The following is a 24,713-nucleotide window of genomic DNA, read 5'->3' as shown; positions in this document are numbered from 1 at the left end:
AAAGGGCTTCGGACGTATAGGGTTTTGATCGTCACGGGATGATGCTTCCCATGACAGGGGGGAATTTCAGAAATCATGGGTGATTTGGGGAACACCGCAGCGGCTGCGGGCGCAAGCGAACGCTCGGGGGCAGAAATCCTCGGTGGGCTCTTGCGCGAGGAGCTCGAAGCCGCAGGCATGCCGACCTACCAAACCATCGCCAACCGAGGTGGAATCTCCAAGAGCGCGGTCAGCGACGCCATGAGGGGGCTACGGATTCCCAGCGCCCGCACGGTGTTGGGAATCATGACAGGACTGGACCGCGATCCGGAGCTGATGATGTCCGAACGCGAACGATTGTTGCGGCTGGATGCCACTGATGAACGGGCGCCCGTTGGCTCCGCGGATCAGGATCCGGCGCAGCAGCAGGGGATCCCGGAACCCAACCACGTATCCGGTGTGGCTGTCGGGCACGCTCATGATCATGCGGTGGACACAAGCCGTGGAGGTGCTCATATCCAGGCACGCAACTTAGTCGACGGCCCGATCCCGGCCGTCGTGCACAGCCGGCCGCACCGGACCCCGTTCGGGAAGATGGCGTTTGTGCTGGCCTGCGTCCTTTTCGCCGGCATCGTTGCAGGACACTTCGCGACCGCAACCCTTGCCGCCGGCGACAGCGGTGACATCCGTGCAGCAACGACAGGCAGCAACGTGTTGGACATGCCCTGCACCAAGGACGGGATCGTCGTCGCCTCGGAAAACCGTGCCCGGGATACCCGGATGGAGATTGTTTTCTCGCACGACTGCCAGGCACTGTGGGGCCGCGTGCTGCGCAATGACGGACGGGCCTTCGGCAACGGAATGGAGGCCGTGTTCTATCCGAAAGGTGACCCACGCTCCGAGTTGGCCCAACGGGTCGAGGTTCAGGACAGTGCCACGGCGCTGACCGCGATGGTCAATGTGGCCGAGAAAACGCGGCAGTTCTGTGTCGAGGCGACCCTGACAGTCGACGGTGGCAGGGTGGATCTCGGCGATCCTCTCTGCCTGTAGGTTTCGTCCCGCCAGCGGACAGTGCTCGGCCTGGTTTCGCCGGGGTGAGCTTCCTGCATGCGAAGCCTGGTATGGCCGCGTTCGCAGGTTGTGGGCAATGGCATGGAGCACCCTGTGGCGGCCATGAGACGGTACGTAATGACAGTTGTTGTCCTCTGCATTGCCGGGTAGATTTCTGGCCACGACCGAACGGCTCGAAAGTTGGAAGATGCAGCCCATGATCTCGTACTTGAACCTTCCTTCTCCGTGGCAAGAGCGGGGGTACTCACCGGGGGACACCTGGCTTCGACCTCCGGCGTCGCTGTACTTGAACATCCAATTTCCTGGCTGCAGAACACGCTGTTCTAGAGTTTCACCCACGTTCTATCGAAGTGACTTCAGCGGTTGTCACTCACGATTCAATGTGGGGAAAATTCGCGGCTGTAACAATCAGAAGAAGTTCGGCAGGATTATTTACCGCAATTTTTCAGGGAGTCCAACTGAACATTGGCGATGCAGTTGAGTAATGAACTATCCGCCGCGATTGTGCAGTCCCCGATCTGCGGAGACTCGTCCTGGAAGCCTGTTCGGCAAAGTCGATCGTAGGGCAACGGGCGCCGCACCATCCACCAAAGCGAAAGTCCGACTGCACTACCCGAGGCGATTGTTGAGCAGATGACCTCTATGTTGGGGAAGGATGAGGCCGCCACAACCTACGCCATCAAGTCATAAAAGTCGATCAATGGGTTGGCAATCAATGAACGCTCAGATGCGATGGCACGTCTTAAGCTGTTGATGCTTAAGGGGGGTAGCAATTGACCGAGCAGCTCAAGGACAACTAGGCGGTTGAGCTGAAGCACGGGGCTATCTACAAGGTGGCCGTCGCTCACCGGGACTTTGGGCAAGCGTAAGAGTAATGGCTAGCGGGGGACCTGCTTGATCCCCGGGTAAGCCAAAATTCCCAGAATTCCTAATCCAGTCATGGGGCTCCCGTTAGTCGAGGAGCAATTCGGCGACGGTCGCATTGGGGTTCGCTCGACCGCCGCGACTAACTTTCCACAGCCTCGGCGAGTCGGTTTCGGCGCGGAACGCGATAAACCAAGGATGGTTGCCCTTGCCCTTTTTTCGGAATCCATAGCTGGCGTCGCGCACAGTCCATTTCCCAGCAGCCTCAGTTTCGTTCCAGTGCTCTACAATGTCAGCCAGTATAGAGAGTGGTATGTCGTCGCGACCCACCGTCACCACTCCATCGCTGAGGTTGATGTCAGCAAGATATGCGATTGCCGTGGCGGCCGCATACATGTCCTCTTCCTCAACCGGCGCTTCATCCGAGACCGACGAAGATTCCATTACGCGCTCCAGCAGCTCGGGAAGGCTTGAAGTGCTTTTCGCGATTTCGGATCGGATGCGCTGTTCCGAGCCCTTCGCGTCTCTACCCTGGCGCAAATAGATAACCAACGCAATCAGGACGCCAGCGAACGACAAGTAGGTTCCAGTTCGGGTCATCCACGTGTCCATGGAATGATCACCGTAGATGACGATCAGGTAGGCGACTGTGCCGACACTAAATACAATGAATGCGCGCTTTTCGCCGGGCATCAGGGACTTCCAGAAGTTGATCATAAGTTAATCATCTTTCACCGGCTTTGGAAAAACAAAATCGACCTCTTCTAGGTTCAACATATGCACTTTTGACTTAATTGGATAACATTTATTTTTAGGGAAGGAAATTTTCTACTCCTTAGACTGTCTCACGTTCAGCTTCGCTCCCTGCTCAACGCTCAGTGGACCGAACAAGACGAGAATTCTAACGTTGAAAATTTTTCATTCAACCAATTTCTAGAAAACGACCGTGTGGATCAATGTAACTTGAATAACGGACTATCGACGTAGTTTGCCGGTCAGTGATTCCGCGATGAGGTTGCAGATTGCGGTTCACCGGATGCATGTGAACATTGCCCGACGAACCAAGTCTTTCCGGATCGAATCGGCAGTCGAATTTGCCGGATAGGAGCTAGCGAAAATCGCAGTCCGGAACGATCAGTGCGCTAATAAGGTTGTGGGCAGGGGGCTTGCCAAAAATGATCCGAACATCAAATGATCGTCGAACCGTACAAATCGTATTCGTTTGACTACGTCGGCGTTTCTAGAGCCCCAGGTCCCTGGCCGCTCGTGGCAGCTCCACCAGCAGGTCCACGGCACTGACCGTGCCTTCGCGTGCCGCCAATGCACCGGCATGGGCATGAATCAACGCGCCGGCCGCGGCCAGATCGGTCAGCCGGTGGGTCAGCGCGGTGGCGTCGCCGGTGGTGGGCGTGGCCGGGAAATCGGCGGCCGCCAGCAACGTGCCCAGGATGCCGGTGAGCACATCCCCGCTGCCCGCGGTGGCCAGGTCCGGGGTTGAGGCGTGCACGATCAGTGCGTAGCCGTCCGGGGCCGTGCAGATGGTTGCCGAACCCTTGAGCAGGATCACGCAGTCGTAGGCGACCGCGGCCCAGCGGGCCCAGCGGATCGGGTCAGCGGCGATGTCCCGGGCGCTGACGCGCACCCCGGCCTTGGCCAGCAGGGCATTCAGTTCCCCGGCGTGCGGGGTGAGGATGCGCAGCTGGCGGTGTTCGCCCGGTTCCAGCATCGCCAGCGCGCTGGCGTCGATGACGCACGGATTGTTGGCCGAGAGGATCTGTTGCAGGTGCTGGCGCGTCTCGGGCGTGTCTTCCAGTCCGGGGCCGATGGCCCAGGCTCCGATGCGGGTGGCGCCCTCGCGCCCGTTGCGGCGGTTTTGCGCCAGCAGGGCGGTGAGCTCGTCGGTGCCCAGCGGAACGGCCTCGGGGACCTGGCTGGTCAGGGCCGCGGCCACGTTCTCGGGGACGATGGTGCGCAGCAGCCCCAGCCCGCTGGCGACGGCAGCACGGGCGCTGAGCACTGCGGCGCCGGGGTAACGGACGGAACCGGCCAGCAATCCCAGCACTCCGCGCTGGTACTTGTGCCTGCCCGCCGCCGACCAGCCGCGGTCGCGGTCGAGCAACAATTCCAGGTCGTCTCCCTGCACGACCCAGGCCTCCGGCTTGCCCAGGGTCGGGGTGAGCCCGATGTCGGTGACGCGGATGCGTCCGGAGACCAGGTGCCCGGATCCCACCACGAGGCCGGTCTTCAGCGCACCAAAGGTCACGGTCCGCTCGGCCGGGATCACGCTCTGGGCAGCCGCGCCGGTGTCGGCATCGACGCCGCTGGGTACGTCGCACGCGAGCACCGGGATGTGGCGGGGGATGGCCGGCAGTTGGACACCGGGGCGCAGCCCGGTGCCGTAGGCGGCGTCGATGAACAGGTCGCATTCCTCGATTAGCGCCTCCAGGGCCTCGGCGGAGGCGGTGCGGCCGCCTGCGCGCGCCAGCGCGGCCAGGCCCTCCTGGTGGGCCTGGGAGGCCAGCAGCACCGCGGTGACGGCGACTCCGCGCCTGGCCAGGGCGGCCAGGGCAAAGAGTCCGTCCCCGCCGTTGTTGCCCGGTCCGACCAGTGCCACCACGCGGGAACCGTAGAGGCGGCCGGTGTATTCCTTGAGCATCAGCACCGCCTGGTGTGCCAGCGCGTCCGCGGCCCAGCGCATCAGTCTCAGGTCGTTGGCATCGCGAAGCAGCGGCTTTTCGGCATCTCGAACACTGGAACCTGCATAGACGGGGATCATGTGTTCAGAATACCCAACCGCGGCTGGTATTTGCCGCAGGTTTCGGCTGGCGGGCGCGGGCGCGCCCGGTGCGGGGGACGGGTCTCAGCGTTCGGCCACGACCATGGCCGTGGCCAGGTCCCCGTCATGGCTCATGGACAGGTGCCAGTGCACCACGCCCTTCTTTGACGCGGCCTCGGCCACCGAACCGTCGAGCACCACGTAGGGATCGCCCGCCTGGTCCTTCTCGATCCGGCAATGCTGCCAGTTCATCCCGGCCGGGGCACCGAGCGCCTTGGCAATGGCCTCCTTGGCGGCAAAGCGCGCGGCCAGGGAACGGACATGCAGTTCACGTTCCTCGGGGACGAAGAGGCGTTCGAGCAGTGCGGGGGTCCGCTCAAGCTGTGCCTTGAAACGAGACACCTGGACCACGTCAACACCAATTCCCACGATCATGCCCTCGAGTTTATCGGCTCAGCGCTCCCGTCCCGTCCCGGGGCGCACGGGCGTAGGCTTCCAGTTACCGCCTGCAGGGTGCAAACGGGGAAGGAGAATAGCTATGGGAGCGAACGGGAACGACCCGGGACCAAGCGCGGTCTTGCTGCTGCGCGACGGCTTCACGCGGGTGAGCGAGGGGATCGAGACGGTGCTCGAGAGCGCCGAGCCGCGGATGCTGCGTTTTCGGGCCAGCAACTCCGCGAACCCCGTCGCGTGGCTCATCTGGCACCTGAGCCGGGTGCAGGATGACCATTTCACGTTCCTGGCCAGGGCACTGGATCCAGCCTCGGAGGCGGAGCAGCGGTGGATTGCCAACGACTGGGTGTCCCGCTTCAACCTGCCCTACCGGCGGCTGGACACCGGATTCGGGCACAGCAGTGAACAGGTGGCCGACTTCGGGATGTACGACGGCCAATACCTGCGCGGCTACCACCTGGATGTCCACCGGCAGTCCCTGGAAATCCTGGGCACGCTGCGCGAGCCGGACCTGGGCACGGTGATCGACCGGCGCTGGGACCCGCCGGTCACCGCGGCGGCCCGGCTGGTGAGCATCCTGGGAGAGACCACCGCGCACCTGGCCCAGGCGCAGTTCGTGCGCGGCATCTACAAGGACATGAACCACGCCAAGCGCCCATAGGGCTTAACGCCGAACGGTGCCGGTGCCTTCTCCCCAAGGGGTAAGGCACCGGCACCGCACGACGGTGGAACGTCTTTGCGTCTAAGACCTACTCGACCGTGACCGACTTGGCCAGGTTGCGTGGCTGGTCGACGTCCAGGCCCTTGGCCGTGGCCAGTTCGCAGGCGAAGAGCTGCAGCGGGACGGTGGCCAGCAGCGGCATCAGCAGCGTCGGGGTCTCCGGGACGTAGAAGATGAACTCGGCGTAGTCGCGCACCGCCTCGTCGCCTTCCTCGGCGATGACCAGGGTCTTGGCGCCGCGGGCGCGGACCTCCTGGATGTTGGAGACCACCTTGGAGTGCAGCGAGTCGCGGCCGCGCGGGGAGGGGACCACCACGAAGACGGCCTTGTCCTGCTCGATCAGTGCGATCGGGCCGTGCTTGAGCTCGCCGGCGGCAAAGCCCTCGGCGTGGATGTAGGCGATTTCCTTGAGCTTCAGGGCACCCTCCATGGCGACCGGGTAGCCCACGTGGCGGCCCAGGAAGAGCACCGATTCGGTGTCCTTCATCGAGCGTGCCAGCGTCTTGATTTCCTCGGCGCGGTCCAGGATGTCCTGGATCTTCGCCGGGATCTTGCCCAAATCGGCCAGGATGTCCTTGATCTGGCCGCTGAACAGGTTCCCGCGCAGCTGGCCCAGGTACAGGCCCAGCAGGTAGGTTGCGGTGATCTGCGCCAGGAAGGCCTTGGTGGAGGCCACAGCGATTTCCGGTCCGGCGTGCGTGTAGAGCACGGCGTCGGACTCGCGCGGGATGGTCGAACCGTTGGTGTTGCAGATCGACAGGGTCTTGGCGCCCTGCTCCTTGGCGTAGCGAACGGCCATGAGCGTATCCATGGTTTCGCCGGACTGCGAGATGGAGACGACCAGGGTGTTCGAGTCAACGATCGGGTCGCGGTAGCGGAACTCGTGGCTCAGCTCGACCTCGACCGGGATGCGGCACCAGTTCTCGATGGCGTACTTGGCAACCGATCCGCCGTAGGCGGAGGTGCCGCAGGCCAGCACGACGATCTTGGTGACGGAGGCAAGTTCCTCTGGGGAGATGCGCAGTTCGTCGAGGGTCAGGCGGCCAAAGGCGTCGGAGCGGCCGAGCAGGGTGTCTGCGACAGCCGCGGGCTGGTCAAAGATTTCCTTTTCCATGAAGGAGGCGAAGCCGCCCTTTTCGGCGCTGGCGGCGTCCCAATCGACGTGGAATTCCTTGCCCTCGGCGGAGTTGCCCTCGAAGTCGGTGATGCTGTGGGTTTCGGGGGTGATGGTGACGATCTGGTCCTGGCCCAGCTCGACGGCGCGGCGGGTGAAGTCGATGAAGCCCGAGACATCCGAACCCAGGAAGTTTTCCCCGTCGCCGAGTCCCAGCACCAGCGGGGAGTTGCGGCGGGCGGCCACGACGACACCGGGGTGTTCGGCGTGCACGGCCAGCAGGGTGAAGGCGCCCTCGAGCTGGCGGGCGGTCAGCTCCATGGAACGGGTCAGGTTCCCCTCGCCGGCGCCGCGGTAGACGGAGCCGAGCAGGGCCGCTGCGACTTCGGTGTCGGTGTCGGAGATGAACTCGACGCCCTCGGCGCGCAGCTTGGCCTTCAGCTCGGCGAAGTTCTCGATGATGCCGTTGTGGATCATTGCGAGGTTGCCTTCGTCGGCAAGGTGCGGGTGGGCGTTGGCGTCGGTCGGGCCGCCGTGGGTCGCCCAGCGGGTGTGCCCGATGCCGGTCAGGGCCGCCGGCAGCGGTGCGTCTTCCAGCGACTGGACGAGGTTGGCGAGCTTCCCGGCCTTCTTGCGCGAGTCGATGCCCGCGTCGGTGACAACGGCCAGGCCGGCCGAGTCGTAACCGCGATATTCGAGGCGCCGCAGGCCCTCGAGAATCACATCGAGCGCGCCGTGATCGGCCGCGCGTCCAGCATTACCTACGTATCCAACAATTCCACACATGAAAAAAAGAGTACCGTGCCGCACAAGGCCGCAGATACATTTGCCATGTCGGGTGGGCATAATATTTTGTGGTCATGAACATAGCCGGGAAGTATGGCCAAATGGCGAAGTTTGGGAATACAGGTGGGTTGTTGGCACAATTCAAGGCGTGAATGGACAGCGCGCGGTCGACTACAGTGCAACACCCTTTGTCGAATTGGACCGCCAGACCTGGGCAAGACTGTCCAATGAACTGAAGCAGCCACTGGACGAAGCGGATCTACGCCGCCTCAGCGGCCTGGGTGAACAGCTCAACCTCGCCGAGGTGCGCGAGGTGTACCTGCCCTTGTCGCGCCTGCTTAACCTCTATGTCCAGGGCGCGGCCTCCCTGCACCAGGCCACCAACACGTTCCTCGGGGAAAAAACCCGACGCACCCCCTTCGTCATCGGCGTGGCAGGTTCGGTGGCCGTGGGCAAGTCCACGACCGCCCGCGTGCTGCAGGAATTGCTGCGCCGCTGGCCCGACACCCCCGACGTGCAATTGATCACGACCGATGGCTTCCTGTACCCGAACGCGGATCTGGAAAAACGCGGCATCATGCACCGCAAGGGCTTCCCCGAGTCCTACGACCGCCGCCGCCTGTTGCGTTTTGTCTCGGAAGTGAAATCCGGGGCCCCCGAGGTGCGCGCCCCCTGGTATTCACACCTGAGCTACGACATCGTCCCCGGCAAGGAGGTGGTGGTCCGCTCCCCGCAGGTGCTGATCGTGGAGGGGCTCAACGTCCTGCAGCCGGCCCGGGCCCGGATGGACGGCACCGCGGGCCTGGCGCTGAGCGATTTCTTTGACTTCTCCGTCTATGTCGACGCGCGGACGGCGGACATCGAGGAGTGGTATATCCGCCGATTCATGAAGCTGCGTTCGGGTGCCTTCTCGGATCCAGCGTCCTATTTCCACCGCTACGCATCGCTCAGCGACGACGAAGCGAGGGAAACGGCGCACGGCATCTGGAAGCGCATCAACGAGCCGAACCTGCGGGAAAACGTCATCCCGACGCGCGGCCGCGCACAGCTCGTTTTAAGCAAATCGGCGGACCATTCGATCCGCCGGATGCTGCTGCGCAAGATCTAGAACCGCACTGTGTTCGATGAACGGTTCGTAAACTTTTCGAAAAAACACCCCGACACCACCTATTGACCACTGGCAATGTGTGCAAAGCTGGGCACATGCTCAAAGGATTCAGAGATTTCATTATGCAGGGCAACGTTGTTGACCTTGCAGTTGCCGTTGTCATTGGTGCCGCTTTTGGTGCCGTGGTCAACTCATTGGTGGAAAACATCATCATGCCACTGATCGCAGCATTGGTCGGTTCGCCGAACTTCGACAACTTCCTCATTGTCACGATCGGTGACGGTGTGGAGGTCAAGTTCGGCGTCTTCCTGACCGTCTTGGTGAACTTCATCCTGATTGCTGCCGCCATTTACTTCATCGTCGTTGTGCCGATGAAGCACCTCGCCGAGATGCGCCAGGCCCGCCTGGGCGTCGAGGAGCCCGCCGAGGAAATCGATCCGCAGGTTGCCCTGCTGGCCGAGATCCGCGACGAACTGCGCAATCGAACCGTCTGATCAACTGCGCACCTTCGGGTGCCACGACCGATGATGCCCCGGTGGCTATGATCCTTGCGATCCGGCTGCCGGGGCATTCTCATGTCCAAGGCCAGGCGCCGCACGGGCCCGGGCAGGCGGTGTGCCCCTGAAGCACGCACCGCATCGATAGTGGGATGATGGAGCGGTGAGTGCACAATCTACCGATCAGACCGAAAATCCAACCCACACCCAGGACCCGACAATGACGTCGGACTGGGAGCGGCGCGCCATCATCGATCTGGCCAATGTCCGCGAAAACGTGAAGCGGGTGGCCGAGTTGGTGGCTCCGGCCGCCATCATGGGCGTGGTCAAGGCCGACGGCTACGGCCACGGAGCCGTGGCCGTGGGACGAGCCGCGGTGCAGGCCGGGGCCACCTGGCTGGGCTGTGCCCACGTCACCGAGGCCCTGAAGGTGCGTGAGGCGGGACTCGAGGTCCCGATGCTGGCCTGGCTGCACACCAAGGGGACCCCCTTCGCCGAGGCCATCGCCGCAAACATCGACCTGGCCGTGTCCGGCTGGGAACTTGAGTACGTGGCACGCGCCGCCGAAGCGGCGGCCCAACCGGCACGCGTGCACCTGAAGATCGACACCGGGCTGGGCCGCAACGGCTGCACCCCTGCGGAATGGGAACTGTTGCTGGGCCGGGCGGCCAGCTACCAGGAAGAGGGATTGATGCGCGTGGTGGGCGTCTTTTCCCACCTGGCTGTCGCCGACGAACCCGAACGCCCGGAAACCGACGGCCAGCTCGAGGCCTTCAACCAGGCCGTGGCCCTGGCCGAGGACGCGGGCTTCGACCTCGAGGTGCGGCACATCGCCAACACCCCGGCGATTCTCACCCGCCCGGACGCCCACTACGACATGGTCCGCCTGGGCCTGGGCCTGTACGGACTGAGCCCATTTGCCGGGGAAGACCCGGCACGCTACGGCCTGCGCCCGGCGATGACGCTGGTCAGCAGGATCGCCAACGTCAAGAAGGTCCCGGCCGGGCAGGGCATGGGCTACGGACTGCGCTACCACACGGAATCCGAAACCTACCTGGGGCTGGTTCCGATGGGCTACGCCGACGGGGTGCCGCGCGTTGCGCTGAACGCACCGGTGAGCATCAACGGCACGATCTACCGGGTCCGCGGCACCATCGCCATGGACCAGTTCGTCGTGGACCTGGGCCCGGATGTCGACGTCGAGGCAATGCTGGGTTCCGAGGTCATCCTCTTTGGCGAGGGCGGCCCCTCGGTTACCGAGTGGGCCGACGCCGCCGGCACCATCAACTACGAGATCGTCACCCGCATTTCCCCGCGGGTCCCGCGCCGGCTGGTGGAAGGCACCTGGGGTGAATCCGGTGAGTGAGGCTTCGGCGGCCGTTGAGCTCGCGGTCCACGACATTGCCCAGACCAAGGACTTCGCGCACCGGCTCGGGGCGATCCTGGAACCCGGGGACCTGCTGGTGCTCACCGGTGTGCTCGGTGCCGGCAAGACCACCTTCACCCAGGGCCTGGGGCTGGGGATGGGGGTGCGTGAGGGCATCATTTCCCCCACCTTCGTGATCTCCCGGACCCACCCGACCCTTGGCACCGGGCCCGACCTGGTGCACGTTGACGCCTACCGGCTGGCCAGTGCCGCCGAGCTCGACGATCTGGACCTGGAAGCGACCATGGCCCAATCCGTCACCGTCGTGGAGTGGGGCGCGGGCAAGGTCGAGCAGCTCAGCGACTCCCGCTTGGAGATCGTGCTGCTGCGCCCCGGCTCGGTGCAGAACCACGAGGACCTGGTCTTCGACTTCCACGAGGGCGAGGACGACGAACCGCGCACCATCAAGCTCACGGCCATCGGACCGCGCTGGGACAACGACCCGGCGCTTGCGGCCCTGCTGAACGACTTCACGAGCTAAGGGAAAAGATAGAGATGCTCTTATTGGCCATTGACACTTCCGCCAACGCCTCGGCGGCACTGCTGCGTTCCGAGGGCTCTGCCATCGAGGTGCTCGGCGCCTTCACCTCGAACGAGAGCAACGACCACTCCGAGGTCCTGGCCCCGGCCATCGAGTCCCTGCTCGCCGCCGCCGGCTCGGTGGTTCCCGAGGCGATCGCGGTCGGGGTAGGCCCCGGGCCCTTTACCGGGCTGCGCGTGGGGCTGGCCACCGCCCGGACCCTCGGCTTTGTCTGGGGAGTGCCGGTCCACGGGGTGATGAGCCTGGATGCCATCGCCCTGGATGCGGTGGCCCGGCAACCGGCCGGGGACTTCACCGTAGCCATCGACGCGCGGCGCAAGGAGCTGTACTGGGCACGCTACGACAAGGCCGGGGCGCTGCTCGACGGCCCGCACGTCACCGTGGCCGAGGAACTGCCCGCAGGCCCGGTGTACGGGGCCGGGGCCGGCCTCTACGCCGATCGCCTGGCGGCGGTGGGTGCCAACGCCGTGGAAGGCTTCGAGGACTTCCATCCCGGAGCCGTCTCGCTGGGCACCCGCGCGCTGCGCACCCTGGCCGCCGGCGATGCCCTGCTGGGCACCGAGCCGCTGTACCTGCGCGAATCCGACGCGAAGGTGCCCGCGGTGATGAAGGGCAAGCTGCTGTGACCGAACAGGAGCCCAACCCCGTGCCGGCGGGCCTGGATACCAGGCCCATGCTCCACGCGGACGTGGACGAAGTCTGGGAGATGGAAAAGGCGCTTTTCCCGGCGGATGCCTGGCCTCGGGAGATGTTCATGGGCGAGCTGGATCTGGTGGACACCCGGAACTATTGGGTGGTGCAGGACGCCGGGAAAACAATCGCGTACTGCGGGCTGATGTGCGTGCTGCCGTTGGCGGATGTGCAGACCATCGCCGTGGACCCGCACTACGAGGGCCGGGGGATCGGGACGCACCTGTTGCGCCTGATGATCGACACCGCCGTGAAGCTCGGTGCCACCGACCTGTTGCTGGAGGTCCGCGAGGACAACCCCCGGGCCCAGGGCCTGTATGGGCGCCACGACTTCGAGGCCATCCACCGCCGCAAGGGGTACTACCGCGACGGCGTCGATGCCATCATCATGCGCAAGGTGCTTTTCACAGCCGGTTGATCCGGCCGTGTCCATGTGCACGGGTGGTCCCTGGCTGGCCCGGAACACAAGGGCGAACGCATCCGCTTCGCCCAAAGCGGGGCCCCGGCCCTAAAATTGGAACCATGTCCCTTACTGCACCGCTCGTTCTTGGCATTGAATCCTCCTGTGACGAAACCGGGGTGGGTATCGTGCGTGGAACCGAGCTCCTGGTCAACGCCGTGGCCTCCTCCATGGAAGAGCATGTGCGCTTCGGCGGGGTCATCCCCGAGATTGCCTCCCGTGCCCACCTGGACGCCTTCGTGCCGACGCTGTCCGCCGCGCTGAAGGACGCGGGGGTGTCGCTGGATGAGATCGACGCGATCGCGGTGACCAGCGGCCCCGGGCTCTCCGGCGCCCTGATGGTGGGGGGCTCCGCCGCGAAGGCCCTGGCCCTGGCCACGGGCAAGCCGCTGTACGCGATCAACCACCTGGTTGCCCACGTCGGCGTGGGCATCCTGGACGGGGGAGAGCTGCCCGAGAACCTTGGGGCGCTGTTGGTTTCCGGCGGCCACACCGAAATCCTGCAGGTCAACTCGCTGACCGACGACGTGCGCCTGCTCGGGGCCACGATCGACGACGCCGCGGGGGAGGCTTACGACAAGGTCGCACGGCTGCTGGGCCTGGGCTACCCCGGCGGACCTGTCATTGACCGAATCGCCAAGGAAGGCGATCCAAAGGCCATCCGGTTCCCGCGCGGGCTGACCCTGCCCAAGTTCATCGGCACCGCCGAGGAACCGGGCAAGCACCGCCATGACTTTTCATTCTCCGGGCTCAAGACCGCGGTTGCTCGCTGCGTGGAGCAGTACCAGAATCGCGGCGAGGAGGTTCCGGTGGCCGACATCGCCGCCGGCTTCCAGGAGGCCGTGGTCGACGTGATCACCTCCAAGGCCGTGCGCGCCTGCCAGGAACACGGGCTGACCAACCTGATGCTCGGGGGAGGGGTGGCTGCGAACTCGCGGCTGCGCGAACTGCTGGCCGCGCGCTGCGCCTCGGCAGGGATCACCCTGCGGGTGCCGCCGCGGAACCTGTGCACCGACAACGGCGCGATGGTTGCGGCCCTGGGAGCCCAGCTGGTGGCCGGCGGTGTTTCCCCGACCGGGCTGAAGTTCTCCACCGATTCCGGGCAACCGGTGAGCCTGGTTTCGTTGGTGGCATAGGGCCAAAATAGCCTTGAACGCAACAAGGGGTGGACGGGAAACTACCCGTCCACCCCTTGTTGCGTCCTTCGAGCCTTGGCTCAGGCCAGGTGCATCCTGCGGACATTGTCCTTGACGACCTCGTGGAGGTCGCCGTTGTGCGCCGTGGCGATCTTGTGCTGCCACTGGTAACCGGCGCCTCCGGTGATGATGCGTTCCACGTCGGCCAGCTCGGCGCTGCAGCCCAGCTTTTCGGCGACCGGGGCCAGCCGCTCGAGCTCCAGGCGCAGGTGGTCGGTGACGAGCATTTCGTCCCCGGCGGCATTCAGGATGATGATCGCTTCCATGCCGTAGCGGGCGGCGCGCCACTTGTTCTCGACGCGGTACCAGGGCGGCATGACGGGAATAGTTCCGCCGGCATCCAGGGTGGTGGACATGTCATCGACCAGGCATTGGGTCAATGCGGCAATGGCGCCGATGTCCTGCAGCGAGGACAGCCCGTCGGGGATGCGCATTTCGACGGTCCCGAAGCGGGGGACCGGGCGCACATCCCAGCGGATCTCGGAGATGTCGTCGATGACGCCGGTGTGCAGCATGTCCGCGACGTAGGCCTCGTATTGTTCCCAGGCCGGGAAGTGATACGGGATTCCGGCGGTGGGGAGCTGCTGGAACATCAGGGCGCGGTGCGAGGCATAGCCGGTGTCTTCCCCTCCCCAGAAGGGGCTGGAGGCCGAGAGCGCCTGGAAGTGCGCCTGGTAGTTGATCAGCCCGTCGACGATCGGCAGGGCCTTGGCCCGCGAGTCCAGGCCCACGTGCACGTGCACGCCGTAGATGACCATTTGCTGGCCCCACCATTGGGTGCGGTCGATCATCTTCGCGTAGCGGTCCTTGTCGGTGACCGGCTGCAGCTTCGGCGGGGCGAAGGGGTGGGAACCGGCGCAGTACAGGTCCACGTCCATGGGGTCGGTGACCTCGCGGACAGCCACCAGGTTCTCGTGCAGTTGTGCCTTGGCCTGGGCCACGGTTTCGCACACGCCCGTCACGATTTCCACGGTGTTCAGCAGCAGCTCCTGCTTCACATGGGGGTGTTCATCATCGATCCCAAGGTTCCCGTGCCGCACGTTCAATTCGGCAAGCACTTCCTCGGCGACCGAACGCAGGTCGGAAGTATGACGATCCACCAACGCAACTTCCCATTCCACACCGAGCGTGGACTGGCGTGATGATGCGAAATCTATTTGCATCGAACCTCCATGATCCATGAGGCGATCCACCCCAATATGTTCTTGCCCTTCAGTCTATCGAGGGAAACCGCACAGTTGATGCCACCAATGGAGGTTCGGTGGGGTTTGGCGGTCCAACGGTCGTGTCATTGCGCTCACACGGGGAAAACGACCGGCTCGACCTCGATGGCCAGGCGGGTATCGCCGATGCGGGTGAGCACCAGGGTCGCCTTGTTTTTCGCGTCGCGCCCGGTGCCGGCCAGCAGGATCTTGCGCAGCTCCTCGGGGGTGACGTCCATGCCGCGCTTCTTGATGTCCAGCACACCGATCTTTTCGGCCTTGACCCACGCGCGCAGGTTCTTCACGTGGTACGGGTGGACGGCCAGGACCTTGTAGGCCTTTGCCAGCGGGGTCGCCACGGCTTCGGCGGTGCTGAAGTAGGCAATGTGCGGGTCGAGTAGGTGCCCGCCGGTGTCCTTGAGCAGCTGGTCGATCAGCCCGGCGCGGATCACCGCACCGTCGGGTTCGTAGATGTAGGAGTCGATTGCGCCGACCGGCACGTCCCCGCGCAGCGCCGCATCGGGGTCGAAGTCCACGCCGCTGGTCAGTTCCGTGGCGCCGTGCGCACCGATCACCAGAGCCGCGCGGCGGATGCCGGGGCGGGCCAGCGGGCCGAACCAGAGGGCCGCCTCGGTGACATCCCCGTTGATGGAGACCCACTGGACCTCGCAATTGGCAGGAACCGCACCGTGCGGCAGGCCGGGGCCCATCTTCACGCCCACGGCCAGCCCTCGGTCGGCCAGCGACTCGACGAAGGACAGCGGAGGGGAAAACGCCTCGGGATCGAAGATCCGCGAGGTTCCGGAGGTGTCGGTGGTGCGCCGGGCCGGGTCCAGCCAGACCCCGTCGAAGCCGGTGAGGTCGAACTCGGTCGCGTCCGCGTTGACGACCGTCGCGGTGGGCCACGGCATGAGGTTCAAGGTGGCCGCGGCCGCGGTGGTCTCGTCCATCTCCACGGCGGTCACCTCGATCTCGGCGCTGGCCAGGGCGAGAGAATCGGCGCCGATGCCGCATCCAAGGTCGGCGACCTTCTTGATCCCGGCACGGGTGAAACGCTGGGCATGCAGGCCCGCAAGCTTTAGGCGCGTGGCCTGTTCGAGGCCGGCGGGGGTGAACACCATGGTGTCGGCAAACGGGCCGAATTTAACCCGGGCTTTAAAGCGCAGCTGGCTTTGCTGCACCACGGCTGTCACCAACTCGGTGGGGTGCCCGGCCTTTCGAAGAATCAAATTCAGTTGGAAGGCGGCTTCTTTGGTGCCCGCCGAGGAAGGGTCCACCGTATTCAACAGTGTCCAGCCCTCGGGGGTGAGTATCTGAGCAAGGTTGGAAATTGCTGCAGTGTTGCCGTCAGCAGAAGAGGAAAAAGCCATAGGATCAAGCCTAGCGGTAAGAGTGAAAGACTTGTTCGGCTACAGAATGATACGGCCGCTATTCCGACCAAAGCATGGGAATCGAAGCCGACGTCATTGCTGCGAGCGTGAGTCTGGCCGAAACCTTAGTAGGCGCCGTCCTTGCCGAACACTGCCTTGGCTGTGCGGAAAAGGATGATCAGGTCTTGAGTGAGCGACCAGTTCTCGACGTAGTAAAGGTCCAGACGCACGCTATCGTCCCACGACAAATCTGAGCGACCGCTGACCTGCCAAAGTCCTGTCACTCCGGGCTTGACTTTGAGCCTACGAAGGACGTACTCCTCGTAGGTCTCGACCTCACTCTGGAGTGGAGGCCGAGGACCCACCATGCTCATCTCGCCGGTCAAGACATTCCATAATTGGGGGAGCTCGTCGATGCTATAGCGGCGAATGAACGCGCCAATCTTGGTGATCCGCGGATCGGTTTTCATCTTGAATAGGACGCCGTTGCCCTCGTCGACTGTTTGCAAATCGGCTAGGAGGTCCTCGGCGTCAACGACCATTGAGCGGAACTTGTGCATCTTGAACGGAACTCCCTTTCGGCCTATCCGTTCCTGGTGGAAGAAAATCGGGCCAGGACTGTCCTTCTTGATTAGCAATGCAACGAAGAGAAATAACGGTGAGAGAATGATCAATCCGAGCACTGCACCAATGCAGTCGAATGCCCGCTTCACGAAAGCCTGTGAACCTTCAAGTTCTGGCGTTGAAACATGGATCAAGGGCAACCCGGCTACGGGTTGGGTGTGGATGCGGGGTCCGGCAATGTCGGTAAGTGCTGGAGCCATGATCATGCTGATGCGTCGTTCCTGAAGTTCCCAGCCCAGCTGTCGAATGACCCGAGGCTTTAGAACCGTGCCCGCTGAAATTGCAATGGCATCGACCTTATATGACTCGACGGCTTCAAGGATTTGGCGTATTTCGCTGCCAACACTCGCAACAGGTAGATTGAGTTCTTTGCCGGAGGGTGAGTTGAGTTGGTATCCGGGCAAGATTACTGCGACAGGTAGATACCCGGCGCCAGGCACACTGCCCAGTCTGCGGTGAAGATGATCGACCGCCGCGGGGCTGCCCACAAGCATGATCCGGCGTGTAAAGCGGCCGCTATTTCGATGCCGAACCAGAATCTTTCGACAGATCCATCGTGAGATCAGCAAAAGTACGATGCCAAGCGGCATCGCCACACCTATATATCCACGGGCTGTGTGAATGCTGAACGAGTAAGACACGATAGCCACGGAGCCAAATAGGTAGAGGGACGAAACAGCCACGCGTTTGTACTCTTCAGGACCGGCACCAAGGACTTTGATATCGCTGGAGCCCCAGATTCGGAGAAAGAACCACCACACTATCCCCAGCAGGGCTGTTACGAGCCAATAACTTGTGACGACGACCCCGCCCAAGGACTGGTCAGTACCAGTTCCGAAGCGTGACAACTGAGCAGTAACCATTGCGATAACGATGGAAACTCCGTCGATCATACTGAGGACCCGGGGGATCCCGGTTCTCCATTCGTGGTTATTATTGCGCAATATGTTGATCCCCCGAGGAAAATATTTGAATGACTAACGCTGCGGCGAAGCCTAGGAAAGGGCCATTTCAGAAGCAAACGCGGGCTCTGATTCGAACTTGTGACCAAGTGCAGCTATCTGCCACCCAGCGGCTCGCCAGGTAGCGAGGTCCAAGACGTTTCGGGCGTCGATAAAATTCTTTGCTTTCACTAAATGGTCGAGGTCGATTGGCAGAAGATCGCTGAACTCAGACCACTCAGTAAGCAATATCACAAGATCGGCATCGCTAACGGATTCGAGAGCCGAACCAACGTAATTTAGGCGTGGAAAGCGCTTTGAAGCGTTTGCATTGCCCTTGGGATCATAAACGTTGACGTCGGCTCCGGCACTGAACAATCGCGCGGCTACGTCCAACGCAGGGGAATCACGCACGTCATCGCTGTTGGGCTTGAAAGTTACACCAAGAATGGCAATCTTCTTGCCTCCCAATGGTCCCGCCATTTCTTCAGCGAGATGAACAACTCGATCTCGACGCCGAAGATTGATCTCGTCGACTTCTGACAAGAATCGCATCGTCCGTTCCAAGCCCAACTCGCTGACGCGTGCCTGAAGTGCCCGGATGTCTTTGGGAAGGCACCCGCCTCCAAACCCAACGCCCGCGTTGAGAAACCGTCGTCCAATTCTTAGATCGTGTCCGAGGGCGTCAGCCAAGGTGCGAATGTCTCCACCGACAGATTCGGTGATCTCGGAGAAGGCGTTGATGAACGAGATCTTCGTGGCGAGGAAAGCGTTGGCTGCCACTTTCACAAGTTCGGAGGTTTCGAAGTCAGTGCTGATGAACGGCGTATTATCAGCAATCGCTGCCGCATATACAGTCCTCAGGACCTGTTCGGTGGCCGTCTCCTCAACTCCGACGACCAAGCGATCGGGCTGTAGAGTATCCTTGACCGCGAATCCTTCACGCAAGAATTCTGGATTCCAGGCAAAGCCGATGGATACATCAGCTTGTTTATTCTCCGCAACGAGATTTCTGAGTCGACGGGCAGTGCCCACTGGCACTGTCGACTTACCTACGATCACGGAATCCTTGGTAATGTGCTGGGCCAAGGACAATGTGGCAGCATCCACGTAGGTCATATCTGCCGCGTACTCGCCAGATTTCTGTGGTGTTCCGACACCAATGAAGTGCACATCAGCCCATGCACCGATTTCCTTATAGGAAGTCGTAAAACGCAGGCGCCCGGTTGAGATGTGCTTTAGCAATAGCTCCGGTAGCTCAGGTTCGTGAAATGGAAGTTCACCTCGGGACAAGCTATTAATCTTGTTTTGATCAATATCCAGCCCAATGACTTCAAAACCCAGTTCTGCCATGCAAGCAGCATGGGTGGCACCCAAATAGCCTGTTCCGATGACTGAAATACGTGGTGACACTGTTTCCCCCTGAAAATGACGCCAACTTCTAGCCATCGCGAAATCGCCCGGGCATGCAGATGACGGTACTTCTAACGAATTTTGTGCGGAGAGGCGGAGGCGCTTGATAGCGCCTCCACGATGAATCTATCCGCGGAATGACTCACGATTGTTGCGGAACCAATCTACGGTTTGTTGGATTCCCTCATGAAGACCGATCTTTGCAGTCCAACCAGCCGCTGTTAGCTTGGAAACGTCCATGAGCTTGCGATGCGTTCCATCAGGCTTACTCGCATCCCATTCCATGGAACCTTCATAGCCAACGGCTTGGGCGACCGTCTCGGAAAGCTCCTTGATGGTGACATCTGAACCCACCCCAACATTGACATGTTCAGGACCGTCATAGTGTTCTAGGAGGAAGAGACAAGCTGAAGCCATATCATCAACGTGAAGGAACTCCCGAAGCGGCGTTCCACTGCCCCAATTGACGACTGTCGTGGCGCCATTTTGGACGGCCTCGTCGTAGCGTCGAATCAAAGCCGGCATTACGTGCGAGCCCATCGGGGAGAAATTGTCGCCTGGTCCGTATAGATTTGTCGGCATCGCAGAAATCCATGCTTTCCCATGCTGGCGGCGAATCGACTGAATTTGTAGGATCCCAGCGATCTTGGCAATGGCGTAGGCGTCGTTCGTCGGTTCCAACTGCCCTGTGAGCAGGTATTCTTCCTTCAACGGCTGCGGAGCCATCTTTGGGTAGATACATGAAGAACCAAGAAAAAGGAGACGTTCGACATTATGCTCAAGCGCCGCATCCATGGTGTTCACTTGGATCTGCATGTTCTCGCTCAAGAAGTCAGCTGGGAAAGTATTGTTGGCTAAAATGCCACCGACTTTGGCAGCCGCCAAGACTACATAATTAGGCTTTTCAGAAGCGAAGAATTCGAAAACCGCGCCGCGGTCTTTCAAATCCAGCTCGGCCGAGGTTCGTCCAATGATGTTGGTGAATCCCTCGGACTCTAACTTTCGCCAAATCGCGGACCCTACAAGTCCACGGTGCCCAGCGACATAGATCTTTGCTGTTCGGTTTAGTGGACGAGCGACATATTCACTGCTTCCCACCTAAACGCAGACCTTCCAGCTTTCGAGGTTTACATTGTCAATCCAGGGGTTGCCGGCATTCTTGAGTGCCTCGAGATCCGCATCTACCATGATGCGTGCCAACTCCGGTGTTCTCACGGTCGGGACCCAGCCGAGTTTCTTTTCAGCCTTTGAGTAGTCACCGATGAGAGCATCTACTTCGGTTGGGCGCAAATAGCGCTCATCGAACCGCACGTAGTTCTCCCAATTGAGGCCGACGTGCTCGAACGAGTACTGAAGGAAGTCACGAACTGAATATCCGGCGTTGGTAGCCAACACGAAGTCTTCAGGCTCGTCTACCTGAAGCATGCGCCACATGCCTTCGACGTACTCGGCGGCGTAACCCCAGTCACGAACCGCGTCGAGGTTACCCATGTAAAGCTCGTTTTGTTTGCCAGTCTTGATGGCGGCTACGGCGCGTGTGATTTTGCGCGTGACAAACGTTTCGCCACGGCGAGGCGACTCATGGTTAAAGAGAATGCCGTTGACGGCAAACATCCCGTAAGCCTCGCGGTAGTTCTTGGTGATCCAGTAGCTGTATACCTTCGCCGCCCCGTAAGGGGACCGAGGGTAGAACGGAGTGTCTTCGTTCTGCGGCGGAGGAGTGGCACCGAACATCTCTGAGGATGACGCCTGATAGAAGCGGGCATCAACGTGAGCCATGCGCAGAGCTTCAAGAAGGCGGACGGTACCGATTCCCGTGGTGTTGCCAGTGTGCTCAGGTTCATCGAAGGAGACACGGACATGTGATTGGGCTGCGAGATTGTATACCTCGTCAGGACTGATTTCGGAAAGTAGTGTCACCAGCCGAGCCCCGTCGGAAAGGTCGCCGTAGTGAAGGAAAAGCTTCGCATCAGACTGATGCGGATCGACGTACATATGATCGATGCGAGCAGTATTAAACGTCGAGGCTCGGCGAATGAGGCCATGTACTTCATAGCCTTTGCTTAGGAGGAGTTCGGCCAGATACGACCCGTCCTGACCTGTGATGCCGGTGATGAGTGCTTTTTTAGCCAATGTGGTCCCCCAAGTGGTTGAAATGAATATCGAATGTTTGCCGAGACTTGCAATTAATCATATCGGAAATCGTCTAATTGACAGAATTTTTCAGCGAGCTAAGCCAAATGGCGAATTCGTCGATGGCGCGTTTCTCGCTTAGTATCGTTTGCGCATATATGGTGCCCGACACGCTGCATTTGGTGGCCAGATCCGGGTTGGAGGCTAACTCTTCGATGGCGGCCAGTAACTCTGAGGGTTTGCCTGATTGAACATGAAGGCCAGAGCCCGAAGCCCTTATTTCGTCGGCAGTGGCACTATCGGGTTCAGTCGCTGCAATGATGGGTTGTCCTGTCGCAAAATATGAGGTCAGCTTGCTTGGAACCGACATCTCCTTGACCCCAGGGAGCTCATTTACAAGGAGAACGTCAGCGGCTTGCAGAGCAGGTACGAAGTTTGCATCAGAGAGTGGCGCAAGAAATGATAGATTGCCAACGCCTTCGGCGCTTGCCTCCAGTGCCGGTCGCTGATTGCCGTCGCCGAGCAGGACGAAACGAACCTTGGAACCGCTGGAGAAAGCCACTCGAGCAGCTTCGATGATATTTCCCAAATCTTGTTTGACGCCCATGTTCCCAGCATGGAGTGCGATAATTTCGTCCACCTTCCAACCCAAGCTCTCACGGACGGATTCGCGATCGATTTTTTCTGGAACCTCGATGTGGGACCAGTTTCGAATGACGTGAACCTTATCGGCCGATACGCCGAGTTCATCCACAACGTACTGGCGGAAACGTTCGTGTATCACAGTGACCCCAGTAGCAGATCGCAGGATCTTGCCTTCGATGAACTTAACGGCGCGTGATACCAAAAGGGAGCTGCCCGTCGTTTCCTCCAACCCACGGCTGTAGAGGTCTTGGACCCATATGCCGACCGGCGTTCCCGTGCTACGTGCCTTCAAGACCGTCATTCCTGATGCAAATAGTGCCGGTGAGATAGTCAGAGCCACATCGGATGCGTGCCATTTGGTGAGTAAAATACGGAGGCCGTATGACAACTCCATGTGGATTCGGGGCAGGAACTTCGGAACAGAAGGAATGCGGTGGCGCAGTCGCCTGATGCTAACGCCGTTGACGTGTTGTTCCATCGTCATCCCCGTGTAACCTGAGTGCGCCTCCCATTGGGGGTAGTGCGGATAGCCCGCCAGGACTTGAATGTCAATTCCTTGGAGGTGGAGGCCCTCAGCCAATTTCGTGGCGTAGGGGGCAATCCCGGTTTGCTCTGGTGCGTAGTTGAGGCTTGTAAGGAGTGCTGCAAAATCTTGCGGCGGTGTCACGATGTTAGGGAGGCTCACTCGTCCATATTATGCTAGTCGGTGGGTGAACCACGATTCGAGAAGTTAATTTGCACCACGAACAATCCGTTGTGTGGTCAATGTTTAGAACAGGGGCGGCATTGGATAAGGTCAAGCCAGATGTACGGGTAATCAACTTGGCGCAGGCTCCCGGCGAAAAGTCGGTTTGGGGACGTCCGGCATCGGTGGTGTATTTATGGGGAATCGTCGAGTTTTTCATTGTCACGAATCCGCTCCAGATCAGCTCAAAACTCAGAGTTTGGGCGCTGCGAACTTTCGGTGCAGAGATCGGTAACGGCGTCGTGTTTCGGCCACGGACTCGTGTTAAGTTCCCTTGGAAGCTCTCGATTGGCGATCGTTGTTGGATCGGAGAAGGAGTGTGGATCCATAACCAAGACGAAGTCTGGATTGGAACGGACGTTGTCGTATCCCAGGAAGCCTTTATTACTACGGGAAGCCATGCTTTGCGGCGCGACATGGCGTTGTTGACGCGACCGGTGAAAATTGAGGACGGCGTCTGGATAACTTCGAGATCTATGATTCTGGGTGGGACAACGATCGGCCGAAGTAGCGTTGTCAAGCCCGGTAGTGTCCTTGGTCCGAATGCTTCAATACCTGCTAATCGAATCGTCGGGACATCGAACAAAACGACTGATTATGGCGAGAGGTATTACAGCAAATGAGTCTAGGCAAAGTAAGTGGCGGAAAGCTGAAAGCTTCCGTGGTCATCCTCACCAAGAACGAGGAGAAGCATGTAGAGCGGGCTGTTATGTCGGCTAAGGATTTTGACGAAATTCTAGTCATCGATTCTAACAGCACCGATAGGACTGTTGAACTTGCTGAAGCAGCCGGGGCTCGAGTCGTGCAGTTCACTTGGGATGGTAAGTATCCAAAAAAGAAAGAGTGGTCTTTGCCCCAATGCACCAACGATTGGGTCATTTATTTGGATGCCGATGAATACTTTACCGAAGACATTGTCACTGAGATTCGACAGGTCATAGTTCGAGCTAATGCCTCAGCGATTCAAGTCCCCTTAAGATATTTTTGGCTCGGCAAAGAGCTAAGACATGGGCATCGGGTTTCGAAAAGGATCGGTATGCGTCGAAGCTGCGGTTACTGGCCACGGCCGGATGACCTACATGTCAAGAACATGTGGGAAGTTGAGGGACACTATCAGCCGCAGATTAGCACTGGAACGGTTGAACTACTCACTTCTCCTCTTGGTCACGACGACCGAGATGGCCTATTTGACTACTTTCAGCGGCATAACAGGTATAGCGACTGGGAAGCTCAGATGCTGTACGACGGAGACAACGCATCTCGACAAGCGCGCTCGCGCCTCGGACGAATAGCGACTAGATTGCCGTTCAAGGGACTCGTGTTCTTTGTTTATTCGTACATGGTGAAGGCTGGATTCCTGGACGGTCGGGAGGGCTTGCATTATGCATTGGCGCTGAGCTTCTACTACTGGCAGATCGGCATCAAGGTTCGTGAGATTGAACTGCAGGAGTCGCGCCCGGCTACGGAGCGGCCGTCGGAGACAGAAGGTTCGCGGCGATGAAGACTCCCGAGTACGGCCTCTTCTTGGCTGTCTTGCCCAAATACCGAGAGGAGTGCATTGAGCTCCTGCGCACGGAGCTGAAGGGTGATCTGGAGATTGAGGTATCCAAAGCCCACCTTGACATGAGCGTTAAGACGGGTATTCGAAGGGACTTATATCGTGAGACTCCGATGTTGCGAATAGGCGGAAAAGCGTTCATCCAGATTCCCCGGACATTTATGACCTTACGTGTGGCGAATCTTGTCGTGGATCTTAACCCCCGTAGCCTTTCTGTTTGGCCATTGTTGCTGATACGCAAAATTCTCCGTCGACGCACTCTCGTTTGGGGACACTTGCATCCTCAAGCTGGGGGATCTGCAAATACAGCATGGCTGAGAAGGCTTTTGCGGTGGCTCGCTGATGGAACTGTGTCTTATACCTATCGTGATCGAGACCGAGGGGTCCAAGAACTTCCAGA

22 protein-coding genes are annotated in these 24,713 nt (G+C 60.6%); 11 read left to right on the top strand and 11 right to left on the bottom strand.

The features are described from left to right. The first annotated feature begins 75 nt into the window (after positions 1-75). Positions 76-1,029: a helix-turn-helix domain-containing protein gene (locus J2T21_RS12670; protein WP_307581715.1), complete on the top strand. Its 954-nt coding sequence runs from the start codon at positions 76-78 to the stop codon at positions 1,027-1,029. A gap of 972 nt (positions 1,030-2,001) precedes the next feature. Here the strand turns inward: J2T21_RS12670 and J2T21_RS12665 are convergent. The 3 genes from J2T21_RS12665 to J2T21_RS12655 form a co-directional block, all read right to left on the bottom strand. Continuing rightward, the gene (locus tag J2T21_RS12665) at positions 2,002-2,631 is read right to left on the bottom strand and encodes a hypothetical protein (protein ID WP_307581714.1); all 630 of its coding nucleotides are present in this window, start codon (positions 2,629-2,631) and stop codon (positions 2,002-2,004) included. A 523-nt stretch (positions 2,632-3,154) separates the two neighbouring features. Then, on the bottom strand, positions 3,155-4,690 hold the full coding sequence (locus tag J2T21_RS12660) for an NAD(P)H-hydrate dehydratase (protein WP_307581713.1): 1,536 nt from the start codon (positions 4,688-4,690) through the stop codon (positions 3,155-3,157). A gap of 84 nt (positions 4,691-4,774) precedes the next feature. Next, on the bottom strand, positions 4,775-5,125 hold the full coding sequence (locus tag J2T21_RS12655) for a holo-ACP synthase (protein WP_307581712.1): 351 nt from the start codon (positions 5,123-5,125) through the stop codon (positions 4,775-4,777). A gap of 103 nt (positions 5,126-5,228) precedes the next feature. On the opposite strand from J2T21_RS12655, the gene J2T21_RS12650 reads away from it, so the two are divergent. Beyond that, positions 5,229-5,804, top strand: coding sequence for a mycothiol transferase (locus J2T21_RS12650; RefSeq protein ID WP_307581711.1), 576 nt, complete (start codon positions 5,229-5,231; stop codon positions 5,802-5,804). A gap of 88 nt (positions 5,805-5,892) precedes the next feature. On the opposite strand, the gene glmS is transcribed toward J2T21_RS12650, so the two are convergent. After that, positions 5,893-7,764 (bottom strand): glutamine--fructose-6-phosphate transaminase (isomerizing), encoded by a 1,872-nt coding sequence (gene glmS, locus J2T21_RS12645; protein ID WP_307581710.1) that lies wholly within the window; start codon positions 7,762-7,764, stop codon positions 5,893-5,895. Positions 7,765-7,912: 148 nt separating this feature from the next. Between glmS and coaA the strand changes: the two genes are divergently transcribed. The 7 genes from coaA to tsaD all read left to right on the top strand — a co-directional run bounded on the left by coaA (position 7,913) and on the right by tsaD (position 13,622). Then, a complete protein-coding gene (gene coaA, locus J2T21_RS12640) occupies positions 7,913-8,872 on the top strand; it encodes a type I pantothenate kinase (RefSeq protein WP_071212965.1) in 960 nt (319 codons plus the stop codon). A gap of 95 nt (positions 8,873-8,967) precedes the next feature. Further along, the gene (gene mscL / locus J2T21_RS12635) at positions 8,968-9,366 is read left to right on the top strand and encodes a large conductance mechanosensitive channel protein MscL (RefSeq protein ID WP_307581742.1); all 399 of its coding nucleotides are present in this window, start codon (positions 8,968-8,970) and stop codon (positions 9,364-9,366) included. 223 nt (positions 9,367-9,589) lie between these two features. Further along, complete coding sequence (gene alr / locus J2T21_RS12630) at positions 9,590-10,735, top strand: alanine racemase (RefSeq protein ID WP_307581741.1); 1,146 nt, start codon at positions 9,590-9,592, stop codon at positions 10,733-10,735. Continuing rightward, positions 10,728-11,276 (top strand): tRNA (adenosine(37)-N6)-threonylcarbamoyltransferase complex ATPase subunit type 1 TsaE, encoded by a 549-nt coding sequence (gene tsaE, locus J2T21_RS12625; protein ID WP_373457927.1) that lies wholly within the window; start codon positions 10,728-10,730, stop codon positions 11,274-11,276. Before alr ends, tsaE begins: the two co-directional genes overlap by 8 nt. Positions 11,277-11,290: 14 nt before the next feature. After that, entirely contained in the window at positions 11,291-11,962 is a 672-nt protein-coding gene (gene tsaB, locus J2T21_RS12620; protein WP_307581709.1) for a tRNA (adenosine(37)-N6)-threonylcarbamoyltransferase complex dimerization subunit type 1 TsaB, read from the top strand. Continuing rightward, complete coding sequence (rimI, locus tag J2T21_RS12615) at positions 11,959-12,444, top strand: ribosomal protein S18-alanine N-acetyltransferase (protein WP_307581708.1); 486 nt, start codon at positions 11,959-11,961, stop codon at positions 12,442-12,444. The genes tsaB and rimI overlap by 4 nt, the downstream gene beginning before the upstream one ends. A 104-nt stretch (positions 12,445-12,548) precedes the next feature. After that, positions 12,549-13,622 carry a tRNA (adenosine(37)-N6)-threonylcarbamoyltransferase complex transferase subunit TsaD gene (tsaD, locus tag J2T21_RS12610; protein WP_307581707.1) on the top strand — a complete coding sequence of 358 codons (1,074 nt, stop codon included), beginning with the start codon at positions 12,549-12,551 and terminating at the stop codon, positions 13,620-13,622. 80 nt (positions 13,623-13,702) lie between these two features. On the opposite strand, the gene J2T21_RS12605 is transcribed toward tsaD, so the two are convergent. From J2T21_RS12605 to J2T21_RS12575, 7 genes are all read right to left on the bottom strand, one after another. Then, on the bottom strand, positions 13,703-14,845 hold the full coding sequence (locus J2T21_RS12605; protein WP_307581706.1) for a glutamate--cysteine ligase: 1,143 nt from the start codon (positions 14,843-14,845) through the stop codon (positions 13,703-13,705). A 134-nt stretch (positions 14,846-14,979) separates the two neighbouring features. Continuing rightward, positions 14,980-16,254 (bottom strand): class I SAM-dependent methyltransferase, encoded by a 1,275-nt coding sequence (locus tag J2T21_RS12600; protein ID WP_307581705.1) that lies wholly within the window; start codon positions 16,252-16,254, stop codon positions 14,980-14,982. 125 nt (positions 16,255-16,379) lie between these two features. Continuing rightward, complete coding sequence (locus tag J2T21_RS12595; RefSeq protein ID WP_307581704.1) at positions 16,380-17,771, bottom strand: sugar transferase; 1,392 nt, start codon at positions 17,769-17,771, stop codon at positions 16,380-16,382. 102 nt (positions 17,772-17,873) lie between these two features. Further along, positions 17,874-19,268 carry a UDP-glucose dehydrogenase family protein gene (locus J2T21_RS12590; RefSeq protein WP_307581703.1) on the bottom strand — a complete coding sequence of 465 codons (1,395 nt, stop codon included), beginning with the start codon at positions 19,266-19,268 and terminating at the stop codon, positions 17,874-17,876. Positions 19,269-19,358: 90 nt separating this feature from the next. Next, positions 19,359-20,330 carry a GDP-L-fucose synthase family protein gene (locus tag J2T21_RS12585; protein ID WP_307581702.1) on the bottom strand — a complete coding sequence of 324 codons (972 nt, stop codon included), beginning with the start codon at positions 20,328-20,330 and terminating at the stop codon, positions 19,359-19,361. Continuing rightward, positions 20,331-21,365 (bottom strand): GDP-mannose 4,6-dehydratase, encoded by a 1,035-nt coding sequence (gene gmd, locus J2T21_RS12580; RefSeq protein WP_307581701.1) that lies wholly within the window; start codon positions 21,363-21,365, stop codon positions 20,331-20,333. A 73-nt stretch (positions 21,366-21,438) separates the two neighbouring features. After that, positions 21,439-22,695, bottom strand: a complete 1,257-nt coding sequence (locus J2T21_RS12575) for a glycosyltransferase family 4 protein (protein ID WP_307581700.1) — start codon at positions 22,693-22,695, stop codon at positions 21,439-21,441. 101 nt (positions 22,696-22,796) lie between these two features. On the opposite strand from J2T21_RS12575, the gene J2T21_RS12570 reads away from it, so the two are divergent. Further along, entirely contained in the window at positions 22,797-23,378 is a 582-nt protein-coding gene (locus J2T21_RS12570; protein ID WP_307581699.1) for a DapH/DapD/GlmU-related protein, read from the top strand. Then, positions 23,375-24,256 carry a glycosyltransferase family 2 protein gene (locus J2T21_RS12565; RefSeq protein ID WP_307581698.1) on the top strand — a complete coding sequence of 294 codons (882 nt, stop codon included), beginning with the start codon at positions 23,375-23,377 and terminating at the stop codon, positions 24,254-24,256. Before J2T21_RS12570 ends, J2T21_RS12565 begins: the two co-directional genes overlap by 4 nt. Positions 24,257-24,713: the final 457 nt, after the last annotated feature.

Origin of the sequence: Paeniglutamicibacter psychrophenolicus (assembly GCF_030812255.1) — a bacterium.
GTDB classification, from domain to species: Bacteria; Actinomycetota; Actinomycetes; order Actinomycetales; family Micrococcaceae; genus Paeniglutamicibacter; species Paeniglutamicibacter psychrophenolicus_A.
Note: the sequence above shows the minus strand (reverse complement) of the source record. Positions and strands in the feature narration are given on the sequence as shown.